Annotated in this window: 15 protein-coding genes; 3 read left to right on the top strand and 12 right to left on the bottom strand. The window is 63.1% G+C overall.

Translation table 11 applies throughout. From position 1 onward, the window contains the following. Nucleotides 1-22: 22 nt before the first annotated feature. A complete protein-coding gene (locus tag ACVZUB_RS09490; protein WP_209448517.1) occupies nucleotides 23-1,456 on the bottom strand; it encodes an NAD(P)H-hydrate dehydratase in 1,434 nt (477 codons plus the stop codon). Nucleotides 1,457-1,494: 38 nt separating this feature from the next. On the opposite strand from ACVZUB_RS09490, the gene ACVZUB_RS09485 reads away from it, so the two are divergent. Then, the gene (locus ACVZUB_RS09485; protein ID WP_003940908.1) at nucleotides 1,495-1,866 is read left to right on the top strand and encodes a plastocyanin/azurin family copper-binding protein; all 372 of its coding nucleotides are present in this window, start codon (nucleotides 1,495-1,497) and stop codon (nucleotides 1,864-1,866) included. Nucleotides 1,867-1,919: 53 nt separating this feature from the next. On the opposite strand, the gene glmS is transcribed toward ACVZUB_RS09485, so the two are convergent. Then, entirely contained in the window at nucleotides 1,920-3,782 is a 1,863-nt protein-coding gene (gene glmS / locus ACVZUB_RS09480; protein WP_209448516.1) for a glutamine--fructose-6-phosphate transaminase (isomerizing), read from the bottom strand. 112 nt (nucleotides 3,783-3,894) lie between these two features. Here glmS and ACVZUB_RS09475 point away from each other — a divergent pair, with 112 nt between their 5' ends. Further along, the gene (locus tag ACVZUB_RS09475; protein ID WP_003941000.1) at nucleotides 3,895-4,734 is read left to right on the top strand and encodes a poly(ethylene terephthalate) hydrolase family protein; all 840 of its coding nucleotides are present in this window, start codon (nucleotides 3,895-3,897) and stop codon (nucleotides 4,732-4,734) included. Here ACVZUB_RS09475 and ACVZUB_RS09470 read toward each other — a convergent pair. The 10 genes from ACVZUB_RS09470 to eccCa form a co-directional block, all read right to left on the bottom strand. Next, nucleotides 4,695-4,979: a hypothetical protein gene (locus ACVZUB_RS09470; RefSeq protein ID WP_003940907.1), complete on the bottom strand. Its 285-nt coding sequence runs from the start codon at nucleotides 4,977-4,979 to the stop codon at nucleotides 4,695-4,697. The two genes, ACVZUB_RS09475 and ACVZUB_RS09470, sit on opposite strands and share 40 nt — an antisense overlap. After that, on the bottom strand, nucleotides 4,976-6,124 hold the full coding sequence (locus ACVZUB_RS09465; RefSeq protein ID WP_037129130.1) for a hypothetical protein: 1,149 nt from the start codon (nucleotides 6,122-6,124) through the stop codon (nucleotides 4,976-4,978). The genes ACVZUB_RS09470 and ACVZUB_RS09465 overlap by 4 nt, the downstream gene beginning before the upstream one ends. After that, on the bottom strand, nucleotides 6,121-6,426 hold the full coding sequence (locus ACVZUB_RS09460) for a hypothetical protein (protein WP_209448515.1): 306 nt from the start codon (nucleotides 6,424-6,426) through the stop codon (nucleotides 6,121-6,123). Before ACVZUB_RS09460 ends, ACVZUB_RS09465 begins: the two co-directional genes overlap by 4 nt. Before the next feature lie 110 nt (nucleotides 6,427-6,536). After that, the gene (gene glmM, locus ACVZUB_RS09455; RefSeq protein WP_209448514.1) at nucleotides 6,537-7,874 is read right to left on the bottom strand and encodes a phosphoglucosamine mutase; all 1,338 of its coding nucleotides are present in this window, start codon (nucleotides 7,872-7,874) and stop codon (nucleotides 6,537-6,539) included. Between the two features lie 154 nt (nucleotides 7,875-8,028). Next, on the bottom strand, nucleotides 8,029-8,538 hold the full coding sequence (gene rpsI / locus ACVZUB_RS09450; RefSeq protein ID WP_007728596.1) for a 30S ribosomal protein S9: 510 nt from the start codon (nucleotides 8,536-8,538) through the stop codon (nucleotides 8,029-8,031). Next, the gene (gene rplM, locus ACVZUB_RS09445; protein WP_003940842.1) at nucleotides 8,535-8,978 is read right to left on the bottom strand and encodes a 50S ribosomal protein L13; all 444 of its coding nucleotides are present in this window, start codon (nucleotides 8,976-8,978) and stop codon (nucleotides 8,535-8,537) included. Before rplM ends, rpsI begins: the two co-directional genes overlap by 4 nt. Before the next feature lie 290 nt (nucleotides 8,979-9,268). Then, nucleotides 9,269-9,562 (bottom strand): WXG100 family type VII secretion target, encoded by a 294-nt coding sequence (locus ACVZUB_RS09440; protein WP_003940975.1) that lies wholly within the window; start codon nucleotides 9,560-9,562, stop codon nucleotides 9,269-9,271. A gap of 100 nt (nucleotides 9,563-9,662) precedes the next feature. After that, the gene (locus tag ACVZUB_RS09435) at nucleotides 9,663-9,968 is read right to left on the bottom strand and encodes a WXG100 family type VII secretion target (RefSeq protein WP_003940986.1); all 306 of its coding nucleotides are present in this window, start codon (nucleotides 9,966-9,968) and stop codon (nucleotides 9,663-9,665) included. Nucleotides 9,969-10,153: 185 nt separating this feature from the next. Continuing rightward, nucleotides 10,154-11,596 carry a type VII secretion-associated protein gene (locus tag ACVZUB_RS09430; RefSeq protein WP_482628308.1) on the bottom strand — a complete coding sequence of 481 codons (1,443 nt, stop codon included), beginning with the start codon at nucleotides 11,594-11,596 and terminating at the stop codon, nucleotides 10,154-10,156. Between the two features lie 56 nt (nucleotides 11,597-11,652). Then, nucleotides 11,653-15,657: a type VII secretion protein EccCa gene (gene eccCa / locus ACVZUB_RS09425; RefSeq protein WP_209448512.1), complete on the bottom strand. Its 4,005-nt coding sequence runs from the start codon at nucleotides 15,655-15,657 to the stop codon at nucleotides 11,653-11,655. Nucleotides 15,658-15,892: 235 nt separating this feature from the next. Here eccCa and eccD point away from each other — a divergent pair, with 235 nt between their 5' ends. Further along, nucleotides 15,893-17,359, top strand: coding sequence for a type VII secretion integral membrane protein EccD (gene eccD / locus ACVZUB_RS09420; protein WP_209448511.1), 1,467 nt, complete (start codon nucleotides 15,893-15,895; stop codon nucleotides 17,357-17,359). Nucleotides 17,360-17,373 lie beyond the last annotated feature (14 nt).

Here is a 17,373-nt window from a genome sequence, read left to right as displayed (position 1 = left end):
ACGTGTTCGGGTTTGAACACCCTCAATCGAGGGCAAAAGAGCGAAGCACACGCACCGATTCCCGCAGACCTCCCAGCAGGGGTGAAGCCGAAATCGGTGCTCCGGCGACATCGCTCTGACCGCCGGCAGCGGCGATGTTCGCAGCCAACGCGTGAGCCCGCGCCCCGACGGCCCCGGCTTCGAGAGGGCTCAGACCCGCCGCCAGCAACGCACCGATCACACCGGAGAGGATGTCACCCGAACCTGCCGTCGATGCCCAGGAGCCGCCGGCGTCGTTGACCAGCACCTCACCGCCGGGATCCGAGATCACCGTCGTATGGCCCTTCAGCAGGACCGTGACTCCGAGGCGTGCGGCAAGAGCACGCGTGGCCGCGATCCTGTCGTCGCCAAGAGTTGTGAATCGAGCGAACTCGCCGGCGTGGGGCGTCAACAGTGTCGGCGCGGTCCGGGCTGCGACAAGTTCGGGACGCTGAGCGAGGAGGGTAAGTCCGTCCGCATCGACAACAACGGGTACATCAGTAGCCAGCACAGACGCCAGAAGTCGCGCGGCGTCGTCGTCGGTACCCATACCGGGGCCGACCACCCACGCCTGAACTCGCCCGGCGGCTTGGAAGGTCTCACTCGCAATCACCTCCGGGAACCGGGCGAGCACCTCGGTGGCGCCGTGCCCGGCGTAGCGGACCAGGCCGGCGGTCGCGGTCACCGCGGCACCGGTACAGAGCACGCCCGCGCCGGGATACTGCTCACTTCCCGCAACGATGCCCACCACACCCTGCGAATACTTGTCGTCCTCCGGACCGGGCACCGGCCACAGCGCACCGACCTCCGCCGGATCGAGCGAACCGAATTCGGGTTCGCCGATGCTCAATCCGATGTCCACGAGTTCGACACGACCACACAGCGGAGCCGCGAGTACGTGTACCGGCTTGAGCGCACCGAATGTGACCGTCACATCAGCGGTCACCGACGGGCCGTCCACTGCGCCGGTGTTCGCCTCGACGCCGCTCGGAAGATCGACCGCCACGATCGGTGCATCCACCTGGCCGACGAGATCGGCCGCGTCAGGCCGTAGACCGCCGTGCCCGGAAATCCCGACGATGCCGTCGATCACCAGATCCGGCGACCCGACTTCGGCGGCGACTCGGCCGCCGGCCTTCAAGAGAGCATCGAGGCCCGCCCGATGAGCGCGCGCCGGATCGAGCAACACGGCCCGCACGCTCACACCTCGTTTGCGGAGCAACGCACCGGCCCACAGGGCATCACCGCCGTTGTCGCCCGTACCGACCAGAAGCGTCACCGACCGATGCGCGACCGACCCTGTACGGGAACGCAATTCGTCCGCGACTACTCGCGCAAGACCGTACGCCGCTCGACGCATCAGCACCCCGTCGGGCAGCTTGTCGAGCAGCGGCGCCTCAGCTGCTCGCACCTGATCGGCTGTGTAGTACCCACGCATGTCGGAACCCTTCAGTTGCCGTCGCTACCCTCGAAACCATGAAATCACGTCTTCGCCCGGCAATCGCGGGTCTCGTGCTCGCTCTCGGTCTGGTCGGGTGCAGTTCCGGCACCGACTCCACACCACCGGCTCCGGAAACGACGGCCAGCGGACCCGTGGTGACCATCTCCGGGATGGCGTACTCCCCCGCGTCCATCACCGTGAATGTCGGCGAGACGGTCACGTGGGTGTTCGACGACAACGGAATGGCCCACGACGTCAACGGCCTCGGGGACGCCAAGGGCAAACTCCGCAGTCCGCTCAAGAAATCGGGAACCTACACCTACACGTTCACCGAACCCGGAACCTACGACTACACCTGCACACCGCATCCCGAGATGCGCGGAACCGTCGTCGTCGAGACGCCGTAACGCGCTCGGGCCCCACAGTCTTGCGACTGCGGGGCCCGAATTTCTAGCGAAAGCTACTCGACCGTAACCGATTTCGCCAGGTTACGCGGCTTGTCGACGTCGTAGCCACGCGCCGCGGCAACCTCGGCCGCAAAGATCTGCAACGGAACCGTGGACAGCAACGGCTGCAGCAGAGTCGGTGACGCCGGAATCTCGATCAGGTGATCCGCGTGCGCCGCGGCGACGGTGTCGCCTTCCTCAGCGATGACGATAGTCGTCGCCCCGCGCGCCTTGATCTCCTGAATGTTGGACACCAACTTCGAGTGCAGGACAGCGCGGCCCTGCGGCGACGGCATGACGATGATGACCGGAAGGTCCTCCTCGATCAAGGCGATCGGGCCGTGCTTGAGCTCACCGGCGGCAAAGCCCTCGGCGTGCATGTACGCGAGCTCCTTGAGCTTGAGCGCACCCTCGAGCGCCACCGGGTAGCCGACGTGACGCCCCAGGAACAGCACGGTCGACGCGTGCGCGAACTGGCGCGCCAACGCGCGCACCGGTTCTGCCGTCTCGAGTACCTTGCTGACCAATGCGGGCATCGCTTCGAGGTCGGCGTACTCGCGGGCGACCTCGTCCGGATACTTGGTTCCGCGAGCCTGCGCCAAAGCCAAACCGACGAGGTAGTTCGCGGTCACCTGCGCCAGAAACGCCTTGGTGGACGCGACCGCGATTTCCGGTCCTGCCCGGGTGTAGAGGACTGCGTCGGCTTCACGCGGGATCTGTGCACCGTTGGTGTTGCAGATCGCCAGGACGCGTGCCTTCTGGTCCTTGGCGTGCTTGACAGCCTCGAGCGTATCGGCCGTTTCCCCCGACTGCGAGATTGCGACAACAAGCGTCGAGCGATCGAGAACCGGGTCGCGGTAACGGAATTCGCTGGCGAGTTCGACCTCGACAGGTAGACGCGTCCAATGCTCGATCGCGTACTTCGCCAACAGACCGGAGTGGTAAGCGCTACCGCAAGCGACAACGAACACCTTGTCGACGTCGCGCAGTTCCTGATCGGACAACCGCTGCTCGTCGAGGACGATCTTCCCGTTTTCGAAGTGGCCGAGGAGCGTGTCGGCGACAGCAGTCGGCTGCTCTTCGATCTCCTTGAGCATGAAGTAATCGTGACCACCCTTTTCGGCGGCCGCGAGATCCCAGTCGATGCGGAACGGGCGTCCTTCTGCCTCGTTACCCGCGAAGTCGGAGATCCGGCAGCTGTCGGCAGTGATCACCACTGCCTGATCCTGTCCGAGTTCAACCGCATCGCGTGTGTGCTCGATGAATGCAGCGACGTCGGAGCCGAGGAACATCTCGCCCTCACCGACACCGACTACGAGCGGTGTCGAGCGGCGCGCGGCGACAATCGTGTCCGCATGATCAGCGTGCGTGAAAACGAGCGTGAACGCACCTTCCAACCGACGAACCACCGACAGCGCACTCTCGATGAAATCACCTGCCGTCGGCCCCTGGGCGTACGCCCGGGCGACGAGGTGAACCGCGACCTCGGAATCCGTGTCGCTCTGCAGTTCGACGCCTGCAGCCTCGAGCTCCGCACGCAGCGGGGCAAAATTCTCGATGATTCCGTTGTGAACGACAGCCAGCTTGCCCGAGGCATCACGATGCGGGTGCGCATTGCGGTCCGTCGGACGCCCATGCGTCGCCCAACGGGTATGGCCCATACCGGACGTACCGACGAAGTGATCCGCACCGTACTCGCCGAGCTCCGCCTCGAGGTTGGCCAACTTACCGGCCTTACGCTCGATCTCGACCCCACCGGTTCCGTCGAGAATCGCGATTCCCGACGAGTCGTACCCGCGATACTCCATTCGTCGCAAAGCCTCCACCACAACGCCCAGAGCTGGGCGGTGGCCGACGTATCCCACGATTCCGCACATGGTGACTCAGGGTACTTGGACATCGGCGGTGGGCGCATTTTGCGGTTCCCGCACCTGGTTGCAGCGTCCGCTCCGCATACACGAGGCGGCTCATCGGATAACGTCTTCAACCGTGGCACCGAAACTGAAGACACTGACCCGTGAGCTGTCCAAGCGCGGCCCGCACCGAGTTCTCCGCGGCAACCTCGCCCTGGCCGGACAGCCGGGTGTCGTGTACACGCCGGAAACCGGTTTCAATCTCCCCGCCGTTGCCTTCGCGCACGGGTGGATGGTCGGGTCCCACAAGTACGAGCAGACACTCCAGCACCTCGCTTCCTGGGGAATTGTCGCAGCGGCGCCCGACAGCGAACGCGGTCCGGTCCCGTCACATCTCGGATTGGCTGCAGATCTTCGAGCGACGCTCGACATCTGCGTCGGCGTGCGACTCGGCCCCGGACAGATCAGCGTCCAACCCGATCGGGTCGCCTTTGCCGGTCACGGCATGGGCGCGGGCGCTGCGGTACTGGCCGCAGCGCAGCGCGGGGATGTCGGTGCGGTAGCCGCACTGTTCCCGGCCCCGACAGCGCCCAAGGCGGAGAACTACGCGTCGAAGATCACAGCGCCCGGATTGATCCTCGCCGGCGAAGACGACGTCGATTCCTTGACCAGCAATGCCCGGCCGCTGAGCGTGGAGTGGGGCGGTCCTGTCATCGCACGTACCGTGAATGACGCCCAAGACGCCGGACTGATCGAAGGCCGCCGACTCCTCGGCGCCCTGGGCCTCGGTGGATCCGAGCGCAAGACACAGGCCGCCACACGGTGCCTGCTCACGGGCTTCCTGTTGTTCCATCTGACCGGCGACAAGAAGTACAAGGATTTTGCTGATCCCGACGTCGAGATTCCGCACACGGCGCCGTTGCTGCCGGTCGAACCTCACTCCGACGCGCGGGCCAGCCAGCTGTTGCGTAAGTAGGAGTCCGTACTCGCCACCGACTCCGGCGGCGAGCACGGCGGCGTCGGCGTCGGCTCTGACGCGGATCGCAGATACGGGCCGGACCTGACCGGCCCATCCGTGTCATTCTCGGCGGATGTCGTTTCGGACGGCGGCTCCTGGTGCGATTCCGCGCTCGCTGCGGCCACTCTGCGCTCACGGAAGTCGTCGAGTTGAGAATCGAGGGTTCGACGGATCGCTTCGAACGGCGCGTGAACGGACTTCACAGCGGACCAGCTCCGGCCAACTCAGCGCCCGTCCCTCCGTCGGGAGCCACGATCGACTCGTCGGGGACTGTGGAAGGCGGCTCCGGGTCCGGCGCGGGCGAGAACTCGGCGTTGGATTCAACCGGCACCTCGTGCTCGCGAATCTCAGGGTCGGGAGTTTCGGGCTGGAGTGTCGCAGGCTGGGACGCTTCTTGCGGGCGCGCCTCGTGCAGCGACATCTCCGGATCGGCATCGAGCACTATTCTCGGCCAACCATTTTCGCTCAACTCCAGGGTGGCCGACACAGAGTTCCCGTCAGCACCTGCAACATCCAGACTCACCCCACGACCGTCGGACGCAATCGAGAAGCCCCAAGTGTTGCCGCCGATCGAGAAAGAGACAGGAGCGGCGGCGACACCGGATGCACTCGGCTCGGCGATCGGAAAGGTTGACGTGAACGCGTCTGTCACCCACTGGGTCGCGGCGTCAAAAGCATGACCAACCGCGCTCGCGCACTCCGCACACGCCCTGTCGAATTCATCGCGAGTATCGAGATACGCCGAACGAAAAACCGTGTCCAGCCATGGCGCCGCACCACGACCGGTGGAAGCGACGTGAGTCAGCTGGTCGATCTCCCCCGCACCCAGACCGCCGATCGTCGCCCGGTCGAGGCTTGCCACCTTGAAAGCCTTGTCTGCCAAAGCCGTTCGAACCGTCCGCGCGAACTCGTCGGCCAGCGTGATCAACAGTGGCGCCGAATCCGCATCGGACCGAGCTTCACGCCGCGCCGCGAAGGCCTGATCTACGACCGCACCCACGCCGGAAACATTCCACACTGCAGGAAGATTCTCCGCCAGGGTCGTCAGCATCGCGATCTCGGCGACCGAACCGTCCACCGCTGCGGCCATGTCCGACGCATCTCGCACTAATGCCTCGAAATCGATACCAGCCTCTGCGCGATACGCATCCTCGTAGGACGTAAGCATCCGTTCTTCGAAGCCCAACCGAGAGGCCAGGTCGTGAAATCGATCGAAGAACTGCAATCCCCTCGCACCAGCATCCAGGATTTCTTCGGGACGCACGCGTGAATCACGCAGTGCAAGAATATCTTCGACGCAATAGTAGCTGTTTGGTACTGCCTGTGCGGTACCGCTCGTCGGTCTCATGAGACCGACCCGCTGGAGTCTCGCAATCGCTGCGCACCCTGACCGTCCACCGCAGCGATCACCTCAGCCGAAGAGGAAAGCCGACGCGCCAACGTATCGAGAAGATCCGCACGGCCAGTCAAGCGAGAATTCAGGACCGCCAATGCCGACGCCAACGCGGCTCCATGCTCGGCGTAATCACGGCCCGAAACGGCACCGCTGAATCGCAAACGCCTGATCGGCTCGGCAGAATCGCGCAGAGCCTGGGCCACCGACATCGCATGGCGTGCCAATTCATCTGTTCCAGCGCGGTCGACATCCACGAGCGCTCCCAAGTTTCAACGGAACCACTCGAACGTCGAGCGGCCTTTGACTCCTTGGACGCAGCAGGGCGCAATTACGTTCCCTCAAAACGCGAACGCGTAATGAGGGGCTAAACCGAACCGACGATCTCGGCCAACTCGTCGGCCAGCTTCTGCGCGAGCGGAAGTTCGGTGGCCTCGACCATGACGCGGACCAGTTGCTCTGTCCCGGACGGGCGCAGGAGCACGCGACCACCGTCACCGAGGACGCGCTCTGCGTCCGCGACTGCTGCGAGTACCGACGGCGATGCTGCGACTGTCGCCTTGTCCCCAACCTTCACGTTGATCAGAACTTGCGGGAGGGTTGTCATCGTTGCGGCCAGCGCGGATGCCGACTTACCCGTGCGAGCCATGCGTCCGAGCAGCCGGAGGCCGGTGAGAATCCCATCGCCCGTGGTGCCGAACGCCGGCAACACGACATGGCCTGACTGCTCGCCACCGAGGCTGTATCCGCCCGCGCGCAGTTCCTCCAAGACGTAGCGGTCGCCTACGGCAGCAGTCACGATGTTGATACCGGCCTCGCGCATCGCGATGTGCAAACCGAGATTGCTCATGACAGTCGCGACGAGAGTGTTCTCGACCAACTCACCGGCGTCGTTCATCGCGATCGCCAGAACTGCCATGATCGCGTCACCGTCGACCACCGCTCCGGTCTCGTCAACGGCCAGGCAACGGTCGGCGTCGCCGTCGTGCGCGAGGCCTAGGTCCGCCCCGTGATCGACTACGGCTTTCTGAAGATTCTCCAGGTGCGTCGATCCGCAGCCGTCGTTGATGTTGAGGCCGTCGGGATCGGCGCTGATCGCGATGACGCGAGCGCCCGCTGCCGCGTAGGCAACCGGTGCGAGCGCGGAAGCAGCGCCGTTGGCGCAGTCGACCACAACGGTGAGTCCAGCGAGTGGCTCGCTCGCCGCGCTCGCCAGATGCGCAAGGTACAGCTGAGCGGCGTCGTCGACCGTACGGACGCGGCCGATCCCGGCACCTGTCGGTAGGACGGGCGGTGCAGTGCCGTCGAGTGCATCCTCGATCGCCACCTCGACAGCATCATCCAGCTTGTGTCCACCGGCTGCGAAAATCTTGATTCCGTTGTCCGGCATGGGATTATGCGATGCAGAGATCATGACACCGAGACTGGCGTCGAGCTTTGCCGTCAAGTATGCAACTGCCGGAGTCGGAAGAACACCCACGTCGAGCACGTCGACACCCGCGGAACTCAATCCTGCGGTCACCGCGGCTTGAAGCATCTCACCGCTGGCGCGAGGATCGCGGCCGATCACGGCGGTCGGACGTGCGTCCGAGGTGTCGGCTGTCAGTACGCTCGCCGCGGCAACTGCCAATCTCAATGCAAGATCTGCAGTCAGATCCGAATTGGCAAGTCCACGAACACCGTCAGTACCGAACAACCGACCCATAGAACGACTCCTGAATCCTGTGAACCTCGAGAAGGGAACTCGAGAAGGGAATTTCTCCGAGAAACACAAGAGCGAGCGTCCGGTAACGATGGACGCCCGCTCTTGTGGTGAACAGGTGCCGAAGCAGACCCGTCGGGTCAACCTCGGCAAAGCATCAGCGCTTGGAGTACTGCGATGCCTTACGGGCCTTCTTCAGGCCGTACTTCTTACGCTCGACCGCGCGGGCGTCACGCGTCAGGAAGCCTGCACGCTTGAGGGCCGGACGATCATCAGGGGTTACCTCGATGAGTGCGCGCGCGATAGCCAGACGCAGTGCGCCTGCCTGACCGGACGGGCCGCCACCGTGCAGCAGTGCAATGATGTCGAAAGACTCGGGACGCTCGACGAGCACCAGCGGAGCCTTGATCAGCTGCTGGTGAACCTTGTTGGGGAAGTAGTCCTCCAACGTACGACCGTTGAGCTTGAACTGACCGGTACCGGGAGCCATCCGGACGCGAACGACAGCCTCCTTGCGGCGACCGACGGTCTGGACCGGGCGATCGAGGACGATCGGTGCGAGCGTAGCTGCAGCAACCTCTTCGACGACCTCGACTGCGTCAGAGACAAGCTCTTCCACTGCTTCGATGTTCTCTTCGGACACGTTCTGCTCTTCCGGCGATGTCACTGTGCGACCTGCTTGATCTCGAACGGCACCGGCTGCTGCGCGGTGTGGGGGTGATTCGGGCCCGCGTAAACCTTGAGCTTGCTGCTCATTGCGCGGCCGAGCTTCGTCTTGGGGAGCATGCCGACAATGGCCTTCTCGACGAGACGATCGGGAGTCCTGTCGAGGACCTCACCGACAGTGCGGGACTTCAGGCCACCCGGGAATCCGGAGTGGTGGTAAACGTTCTTGCCCTGCAGCTTGTTGCCGCTGATGGCAACCTTCTCTGCGTTGATGATGACAACGAAGTCACCACCGTCGATGTGCGGCGCGTAGGTGGGCTTGTGCTTGCCACGCAGCAAGTTCGCTGCCTGAACGGCAAGACGGCCGAGCACCACGTCAGTGGCGTCGATGACGTGCCACGTGTGGGTCACATCTCCGGCCTTCGGGGTGTACGTAGACACAGATCTTCCTCGTCTTAATTCATTCCACTGCTGACCATGTGCGTATCGCGTAAACGATCCTCGGCGGCCAGTTGAGACCCGAGAACCGCCGGTCTCCACGCATTTCTGCCGGAGCCCTACGGCACGCCACCGATAGACGATACCGGTCTACCCGCTGCCAGGTCAAAGCGCAGCCATTCCTGCCAACAGCATCATCGTCCAGCACAGCGATGCGAGCGATCGACATGCGCCTGCCCCGGCAACCTGACGGTACCGGGGCAGGCGGGGTGTCATCACGGCATGGGATGTTGTCAGCGACCGAACCCGTTTGCGGCGATCCGATCAGCTTCCTGCATCTTCTCCGAGCCGCTCGCCGTCGCTCCGGCGATCTGCGCGAGAACCATGTTCAGTTCTTCGGAAGCCTGGGCCCAGCGACGCTGTGCGTCGTTCCACGCTTCGGAACCTGCCCCTTCCCAGCCTGCTTGCAGCTTGTCCACGACAACCTTGATGTCGCCCTGTTTGTCGTTGATCGCTTTGGCCTGCTGTTTCATCTGATCGGACAGCATTGCGAGGCCGCCGAAGTCGTACTTGATCCTGTCGGACATAACTGCTCCCGGTTCGGTGTGACTGGAGAGAACTTGTGAGAACTAACTTGTGAGAACTACTGGCTGAGGATTGCTTGATCGGACGATGAAGAGCTGGCGGTCAGGACATGTTCACCGTCGCGCCGCGAAGCGAGCTGACGTTGTCGTCTTCGGTCGAGTCGAAGGTTCCCGCGGCCTGTTTGATCTGCTCGCAGATGTCGGTCAGAGCTGTGTCCAACTTCAGGGCCGCGCTGTTGTATCGCTCCATGATTCCTGCGTATTCGACCTGCGCCGCACCGTTCCACGAATTGTGCGAAGCGTCGGCCTCCGACCGAACAGCGTTGACCAGCCCCCTGATGTCACCGAGATGTCCGTCGATGGTCCCCGCCGAATCGATCAATTCAGCGGTAGTTGCGGTAAAGCCCATGTCGTCCCCCCTGGATTCGGTGAGTACCGTTCGGTATCGGCGATCACACACAACGGGCTTTGTCCGTCGGATGTGCACCGGGGTCGAGCGGAACTCCCTGATGTGCGCTACACATACTTTGACGCGACCTTCGTACCAACGGTTCCGGCCCGACCGAAGAATATTTTCAGAACCGACCGATCCAGTCACGGTGTGAATTCGACTGACTGCCACATCCGCAGGCAGTCCGCTTCGAGACTGCCCCACTCACCGACCAGATACTGGCAGCCGATACTCACTTGCCGTCCGTTGTCGACGTACACGTGCCAACGCACCTCGGAGAAATCGTCCGGAAACTCGACGTACACCACTGCCCGTTTTCCTGCGGCATCGTCGAGCACAGCAAACTCTGCGAACCGCAATGGGTCCTCGAACGTCGAAAACTGCTGACGCAAAACAGCTTCGACGGAATCGAATCCCACACCTTCCGCAAGACGTTTCTCGATGACCACGATCTTGCGATCCGCACCCGAACCGGGTACCAAATCGGTACGCCCGCTCGAGGTCCCTCGCGACAGAAGCTTCCAATCGGAAGGCACTTCTGCCGCAACGCTTCCCACGTCCACACGAGTAAGTTCCGGCGTGGCCCCGGACTCGATCGACGAGATCGAAGTCTTCGGTGCAGGCGTTTCCTGCTCTTTCGACGCCTCCACGATCTCTACTTCGTCTTCCGCCGTGGCTGCGACCGACCCCGTCAACCGAGAATCGTTTCGATCGCGAGTGGACACCACGACCGTTCCTGCGACCGCACCGGCGACGGCGACCACCGCAAGCGCCGCCGCGAACCATCGACGGCCTCCGCGCCGCCCGCCGACGCGACGCGGCGAAGAGGCATTCGAGTCCAAGGAAGGAATCGACTTCGCGCCATCCGTATCGCCTACCCACCCGGCGCCAAAAGCCGAATTGTCGACGATTCGTCCCGAACTGTCCCGCGCGGTTGTCTGGCGAACGAGCGTCTGAGGATCCACCAGAGACGCAGCCACCCGGCTCTCGTCCAGAATTCGGATGCTCGCGTGGCCGTGAACATTCGTCGACCCCCGTTCGAGCGAAGCCGCAACAGCATGAGAGCTCGGCCCGACCAACACCACAGCGTCCCGAACCGATAGATCCCCGATTGCGGAAAACAACCCCGCAACGTCTGCGATCTCCGAACTTTGTGTTCCGTCGATTCGGAGTTCACCGTCGACCTCAGCGACAACAGAAGCGACCACCGTTCCGCCTCGCAGTTCGAGGACGACACACCGCGATCGCCAAGCCGTATGAGCCGACCTCGCCGCCGCGATCGACGTCGGAACGAGTACGACGTCGTGCGTCACTCGACGTGCGGCATCGAGCAATCGCCGCCTGCGTGGGGCACCCCAATCCGAGGGATGACTGAGATGAAGAATGTCTGCGTCGACGATTCCGCACCCGTCCATCGCACTGGAGATCAGCCTGGCCACCTCCAAGACTGTCGGGACAACCCGACCATCCACGTCGACATAATCGTCGTCGATGTAATCGATCGCATTCTTACTGGCCGCACCGGGGCCCGACGTCGGTTCGCGTCGGAGGTCTGCACTGCAACAGAATTCGCGTTGACCCGACACGACCCAGATATTCGATGCACCCCAATGTAACGAGACCGACACTGCGGACGGAGCGGTCACAGCGGTGGCATCCACGGAACTTGGACAAGTTGGGTTTGCGAGCGGGAAACGTAAACCCCACGGCCTTCCGGCATCGCCGACGCGCGGACAGTGCCGACGAGATTTCCCTCGTCACGACTTCCGCTCATGATCAATCCGGCCGGCGCCATGTCGCGAATTCTCGCAATGACCGGCTCGTACAGTGCTCTGGCCGCACCACCGGAACGGCGGGCAATAACCAGGTGCAAACCGATGTCCTTGGAGTGCGGAATGTATTCGAGCAACGGCGCCACCGGATTTCCACTCGGTGTGGCCACAAGGTCGTAGTCGTCGATCAGTACGTAAATCTCCGGCCCACTCCACCAAGATCGTTCCCGCAATTGCTGCTGCGTTGTTCCGGCGTTCGGCATTCTGGCAGCGACGATCCGAGCCAAGTCGACCATCAACTCACCGAAGGTCGTCGACGACGCCGAGTACCCGCCGAGGTGATTCCCTTCGACCACGCCCAGCAGGGAATGCCGATAGTCACCGATGATCAGCTTGGCCTGGGCCGGTGTGTTCGACGCGATGATCCCTTCGGCTATTCCACGCACGAGAGATGTCTTCCCACACGCGGTGTCGCCGAATATCAACAGGTGCGGGTGTTCCCGGAAGTCCATGTACACCGGGGCGAGGTCGGTCTCACCGAGCCCGATCGGCACGGTGAGGCACCGACCGTCGGCCGCACTCGGTGAGGGCCACCGGGTCCCGACAGCTTCGAGAAGTTCTGCCCGCGAGTAGGAATCCGGGAGCATCCGCACGGTGGGTGCCGGACGCGAATTCGACATGGCTGCAATACGTTCAACCGTCGCCACCACAGCCGTACTCGAGTTCTCACTACCCGGTAGGCCGTCGATTCGAGGTAGTCCGGTGAGAAGGTGGAGTCCGTCGCGAGTGATGCCACGACCCGGTCGACCTTCCGGCACCAGGCCGGCTTTCCGGCGACCCGCATCCGAATCTCCCGGATCACCCAAACGAAGTTCAATGCGAGTACCCAGTTGATCCTTGAGCGCCGGCCGGATCTCGGCCCACCTCGACGTCGTGACGATCACGTGTACACCGAAGGACAAACCTTGACCGGCGAGCATGTTGATCTGGGGCTCGAGTGATTCGAAATCCGAACGAACGCTTGGCCAACCGTCGACGACGAGGAAGACGTCACCGTACGGGTCCTCTCGGAGTCCCGCAGCCTCACCTTCCCCGGCGGGATCAACTGTTCGCAATCTACGGAAATCGGCCATCGATTCGATGCCGAGGTCACGAAACAGTCGCTCCCGTTTGGCGACCACACCGAGTACCTCGGCAACTGTGCGCCGGACGCGGTCGGAATCCAAGCGGTTTGCCACCGATCCGACGTGCGGCAGATCTTTCAATCCGAGGAGCGTTCCACCGCCGAAGTCGAGGCAGTAGAACTGAATCTGTTCCGGCGTGTGCGTCATGCTCAGAGACAAGATCAACGTGCGCAACGCCGTCGACTTTCCCGACTGCGGGCCGCCGACAATCGCGAGGTTGCCAGTCGATCCGTTGAGATCGGCGACGAGTAGATCGCGGCGCTGATCGAACGGCCTGTCGACTATGCCGAAGGGTGCGCTCAGATTTCCGCGAGGTTGATCACCGGTCGCCCACCGCGGCAACAACTGGTCAAGCGTCGGAGATGACGCGAGCGGCGGGAGCCACACTTCATGCGCACGTGGACCGTGACCGCGCATGCGGTCTACGAGGACTCCCATGAGAGTACGTGCATCGTCACCGATTTCACCCATGTCGACGACGTCGGGCTCGACGGGAACGACAACGGCCTCTGGTCCGGTCACGGGCTTCGCGGTAAACGGCAGCGGCGCCAGTTCGACGGGGGAATCGACCGAGAATCGAGTGGGCACGATCCGCTCGCCCTCGTACGGGCCTGACACGTACGCACCTTGGAAGCGAACGATCTCAGCAGAATCGGACTTCAGGTATCCCGCACCGGGTGTACCCGGAAGGTGATAAGCATCGGGAACGCCGAGGACGGAACGAGACTCGTTCGCCGAGAACGTTTTCAAACCGACGCGATACGAAAGATGGCTGTCGAGGCCCCGAAGCTTTCCTTCGTCGAGTCGCTGACTGGCCAGCAGCAGGTGAATGTGAAGTGACCTGCCCAATCGCCCGATGGCCACGAACAATTCGGCAAATTCCGGCTGCTGACTGAGCAGTTCGGAAAACTCGTCGACAACCACGAAGAGTGCCGGTAACGGATCGAGTGCAGCGCCAGCCAGCCTCGCCTTCTCGTAATCGGACACGTTTGCGAAGTTTCCTGCCGCACGCAACAGTTCTTGTCGACGATTCATTTCGCCGGCGAGCGCGTCCTTCATACGATCGACCATCGCCAATTCCTCGGCAAGGTTGGTGATGATCGCAGCAACGTGCGGCGCCTCCTCGAGGCCGAGAAAGGTTGCACCACCTTTGAAGTCGATCAGGACGAGGTTCAGTGCGTCGGGAGAGTGGGTCGCGATCAGGCCGAGCACCAAGGTTCGCAGGAACTCCGACTTGCCAGAACCGGTGGCTCCGATACACAGCCCGTGCGGACCCATACCGTTCTCGGCCGACTCCTTCAGATCCAGTTCGACGGGGTTTCCGTCTTGTCCGACACCGATCGGCACGCGGAGTCGGTCGCGCCCCTGACGTGGAAGCCAGCCATGCTCAGGATTGAACCTCGCAACGTTTCCTATCCCCAACATCTGGCTCCACGTCCGAAGGGATCGGTCGTCGTCAGCTGCGTCGACGGCATTCTGCGATGCCGCACGGAACGGTGCGATGCGACGCCCGAACGCCTGCGCCAGGCTCGTCGTCGCAGCGTCGGGCCTCGCAAAGTTCTCAACTCCTGCGCTGCTCACCGCGCCGATCTGATCGCTACCGACGACCAGTCGCAACCCACGCGTCGCCACCAGCCGCGGGCAGAACCCGCAGAGGTCGAGGACGGTCACCGAGTCGAGCCCGGATTCGGACAACAGGCCGGTGTCACCTTCGAGTAAGCCACCGTCCACGACCAACACGAGATGCGGAACGCCCACACTGGCTGGAGTGTTGCGAGCGAATCGAGCACGCATCGAAAGCGGTTCCCCGAGGGAACTTTCGAATTCGAGATACGAACCGAACACCATGCGTGCAGTGCCGGTGCCGTCCTGAGACTGCGGGTGTTGCACGTGTGGGAGCCACTTGACCCACTCCCACTCGGATTCGGTATCGGGACCGCACACCACCGCAACTTGGAGCGTGTCCGGACCGTGGAATGTGCACAGCTGCATCAACATCGAGCGGACAAGCGCACGAGCGGAATCTCTCTGCCCCTCGATGGACATCGCAGCAAATCCGCGAAGCGAGACGGCGGTCGGCAGGTCCTGCACAACCGAATGTGCACGGACGAATCGCCGAAGTGAGACAGCAGCGACGGGTTCGAGATCCTCGACCGGCCCGGTCTCCGGAGACACGAGTCTGGTGGCCAATCGCTGTGTACCCAGACCTACCCGAACGTGGCAGTAGTCCGAGTCGGTGATCTGACGCTCCCACATCCGCACAGTCCCGGCCAGTGTCCAGAGCAGCGACGGCTCGGGATTGCTCCACTCGAGAGCAGCACGCTGCGCACCAGACGTCGCAGCAACATCACTACGCATCTGATCCAGGTACCGGAGGTAGTCCTTGCGGTCCTCGTTCGCTTCGGACGCTCTTGCTCCACCGCTACGACCGCCCCCGGCGAGCATTCCGAGCATCGACACCATCATCATGACCGGAAACAGCAGGGACATCGGATTGCGCGCCATGCCGGAAGAGAACATCAGCGCCACCATGCCGATCATGGCAACCACCATGATCACCGGAAGTAGTTTGGTCAGTAGATTTCCCGGCGTGACGCGAGGTATCTCCGGTGGGGGCTGAAGCGTCACCTCGCCGCCCGGTGTGCGCGGCGATTCAAGGCGTGCTCGACGCGCAAATCTGACAGTGCTCAATTCACCCACCCCCATCGGTGCTGCAGCTGTTGCCGCCAGGCGCCTCGTCCGACTACCGCCGGCCCCCCAAGGCGTACTCGCGCAATTGCAAGAGAGTAGATCACAACACCGACACTCGGGTCGGTGCCACCTGTTGTCGGCGCTGTCTTCGATACAGGCGCGCAGTTCATGTCGTATTGTTCGGGTGAACTGGGGTGACGCGAAGGGGGAATCGCGTCATGGGAGGGGACAGATCTTGACCAGCACCACTACAACCAGCGCTGCGAACACCGGAAACGGACGAGGCGCGAGTCATTCTGCCGAACTGTGCAGGTTGACGGTACTTTCAGCCCATTCGCAGGTGGATCTTGCGGTGCCGCTTCGTGTTCCACTCACCGTGGTCATTCCGGGCATTGTGGACACAATTGTCAACCACAGCAATTTCAACGAGTTCGACCACACCACCGAACAATTCGAGCCCGTCGACTGGACTCTGTCGAAAGTCGGCAGGTCACCGCTGGCACCGACGCTGTCGCTGCACGAGCACGGAATCCGCGATGGAGAATTGCTCGTACTCGAGGCCTCGGACACCGCTGCCCCGCCCCCACTCTTCGACGACATCATGTACACCGTCGCGGCCACGGATGCGGACGTCTACCGACGCTGGACTCCGGTCACCGCGCGCATTGTCGGCTCGACCGCCGCCCTCGTCGCTGCGCTCGTCGCGGCCCTCGCCCTGGTCCTCGGCGACACGGGACTGATCGGCGCCGTCTGCGGCGGAGTGACGTCTTTGGTGCTCACAGTCGCCGCCGCCGTGGCGGCGCGGGTGTACGGAGACTCTGCAAGTTCCGTCACGCTCGGATGCGCTTCGGTGCCACTGGCGTTCATCTCCGGCGCACTCTGCGTGCCCGGCACTGTTCTTTCGGCTCATCTGCTTCTCGGTTCGGCATTTGCCGCTGCGGTAACTCTGATCTGCTTCCGCTTGTGCGGCGCCGGATTAGCTGTCTTCACCGCACTTCTCGTCGTCCTTCTCGCGGCGGTGGGCACCTTTGCCGTCACTACCACGCTTCCCGGGGCGCGCACCGCGACCGTCAGCGGCGCGGTGATTGCCGCCGCATTTATCGTTCTCACGTTCACCGCTCGACTGTCGATGTTGTTCGCGCGACTACCGCTTCCCCCTGTTCCGACGCCGAGTAATCCCCTCGACGACGACCGCGACGAACTGCCCGAACCCGAACTACCCGGGCTGACCGAGTTGGCCGAAAGGGCAGGGCGGGCGCGTAACTATCTGACCGGGCTGATCGTGGCCACGTCAGTGGTCGCGCTCGTCGCTGCCGTCGCACTCGCGTGGTCCTGGCCTGGTCAGGGGATCGTCTGGCCGAATCTTGCTCTCGCATTCGCGACGGCCGTCGTGCTGATGTTTCGCGGGCGCACCTACGCGGGCGCACAGCAGGCTGTGCCACTCATCGCGGCAGGCATCTCGGTGATTCTCGTTCTCCTGGGCGACATGGCATGGACCCATCGCGACCATGCATTGGTCATCTTCGCCATCACGATGACCGTTCTCCTCCTGGCACTGATTCTGGGAATCCTCGCCCCCCAGAACACATTCAGCCCCGTTATGCGACGCGCTGCCGAGCTGTTGGACCTCGCTGCGATTGCAGCAATCGTTCCGCTGATCTGCTGGGTCAGTGGCCTCTTCGCGCTCATGCGTAGCCTCTGAGCGATCGGTGATCG

Source organism: Rhodococcus sp. OS5 (assembly GCF_056837585.1).
The sequence above is the reverse complement of the archived record's forward strand: the minus strand, read 5'-3'. Positions and strand labels throughout refer to the sequence as shown.

What these genes read in the sequence shown, in the direction of transcription:
- ACVZUB_RS09490 (WP_209448517.1), bottom strand. Translation starts at nt 1,456, where the DNA reads ATGCGTGGGTACTACACAGCCGATCAGGTGCGAGCAGCTGAGGCGCCG.
- glmS (WP_209448516.1), bottom strand. Translation starts at nt 3,782, where the DNA reads ATGTGCGGAATCGTGGGATACGTCGGCCACCGCCCAGCTCTGGGCGTT.
- ACVZUB_RS09435 (WP_003940986.1), bottom strand. Translation starts at nt 9,968, where the DNA reads ATGGGCTTTACCGCAACTACCGCTGAATTGATCGATTCGGCGGGGACC.
- ACVZUB_RS09465 (WP_037129130.1), bottom strand. Translation starts at nt 6,124, where the DNA reads ATGAGACCGACGAGCGGTACCGCACAGGCAGTACCAAACAGCTACTAT.
- glmM (WP_209448514.1), bottom strand. Translation starts at nt 7,874, where the DNA reads ATGGGTCGGTTGTTCGGTACTGACGGTGTTCGTGGACTTGCCAATTCG.
- ACVZUB_RS09485 (WP_003940908.1), top strand. Translation starts at nt 1,495, where the DNA reads ATGAAATCACGTCTTCGCCCGGCAATCGCGGGTCTCGTGCTCGCTCTC.
- ACVZUB_RS09440 (WP_003940975.1), bottom strand. Translation starts at nt 9,562, where the DNA reads ATGTCCGACAGGATCAAGTACGACTTCGGCGGCCTCGCAATGCTGTCC.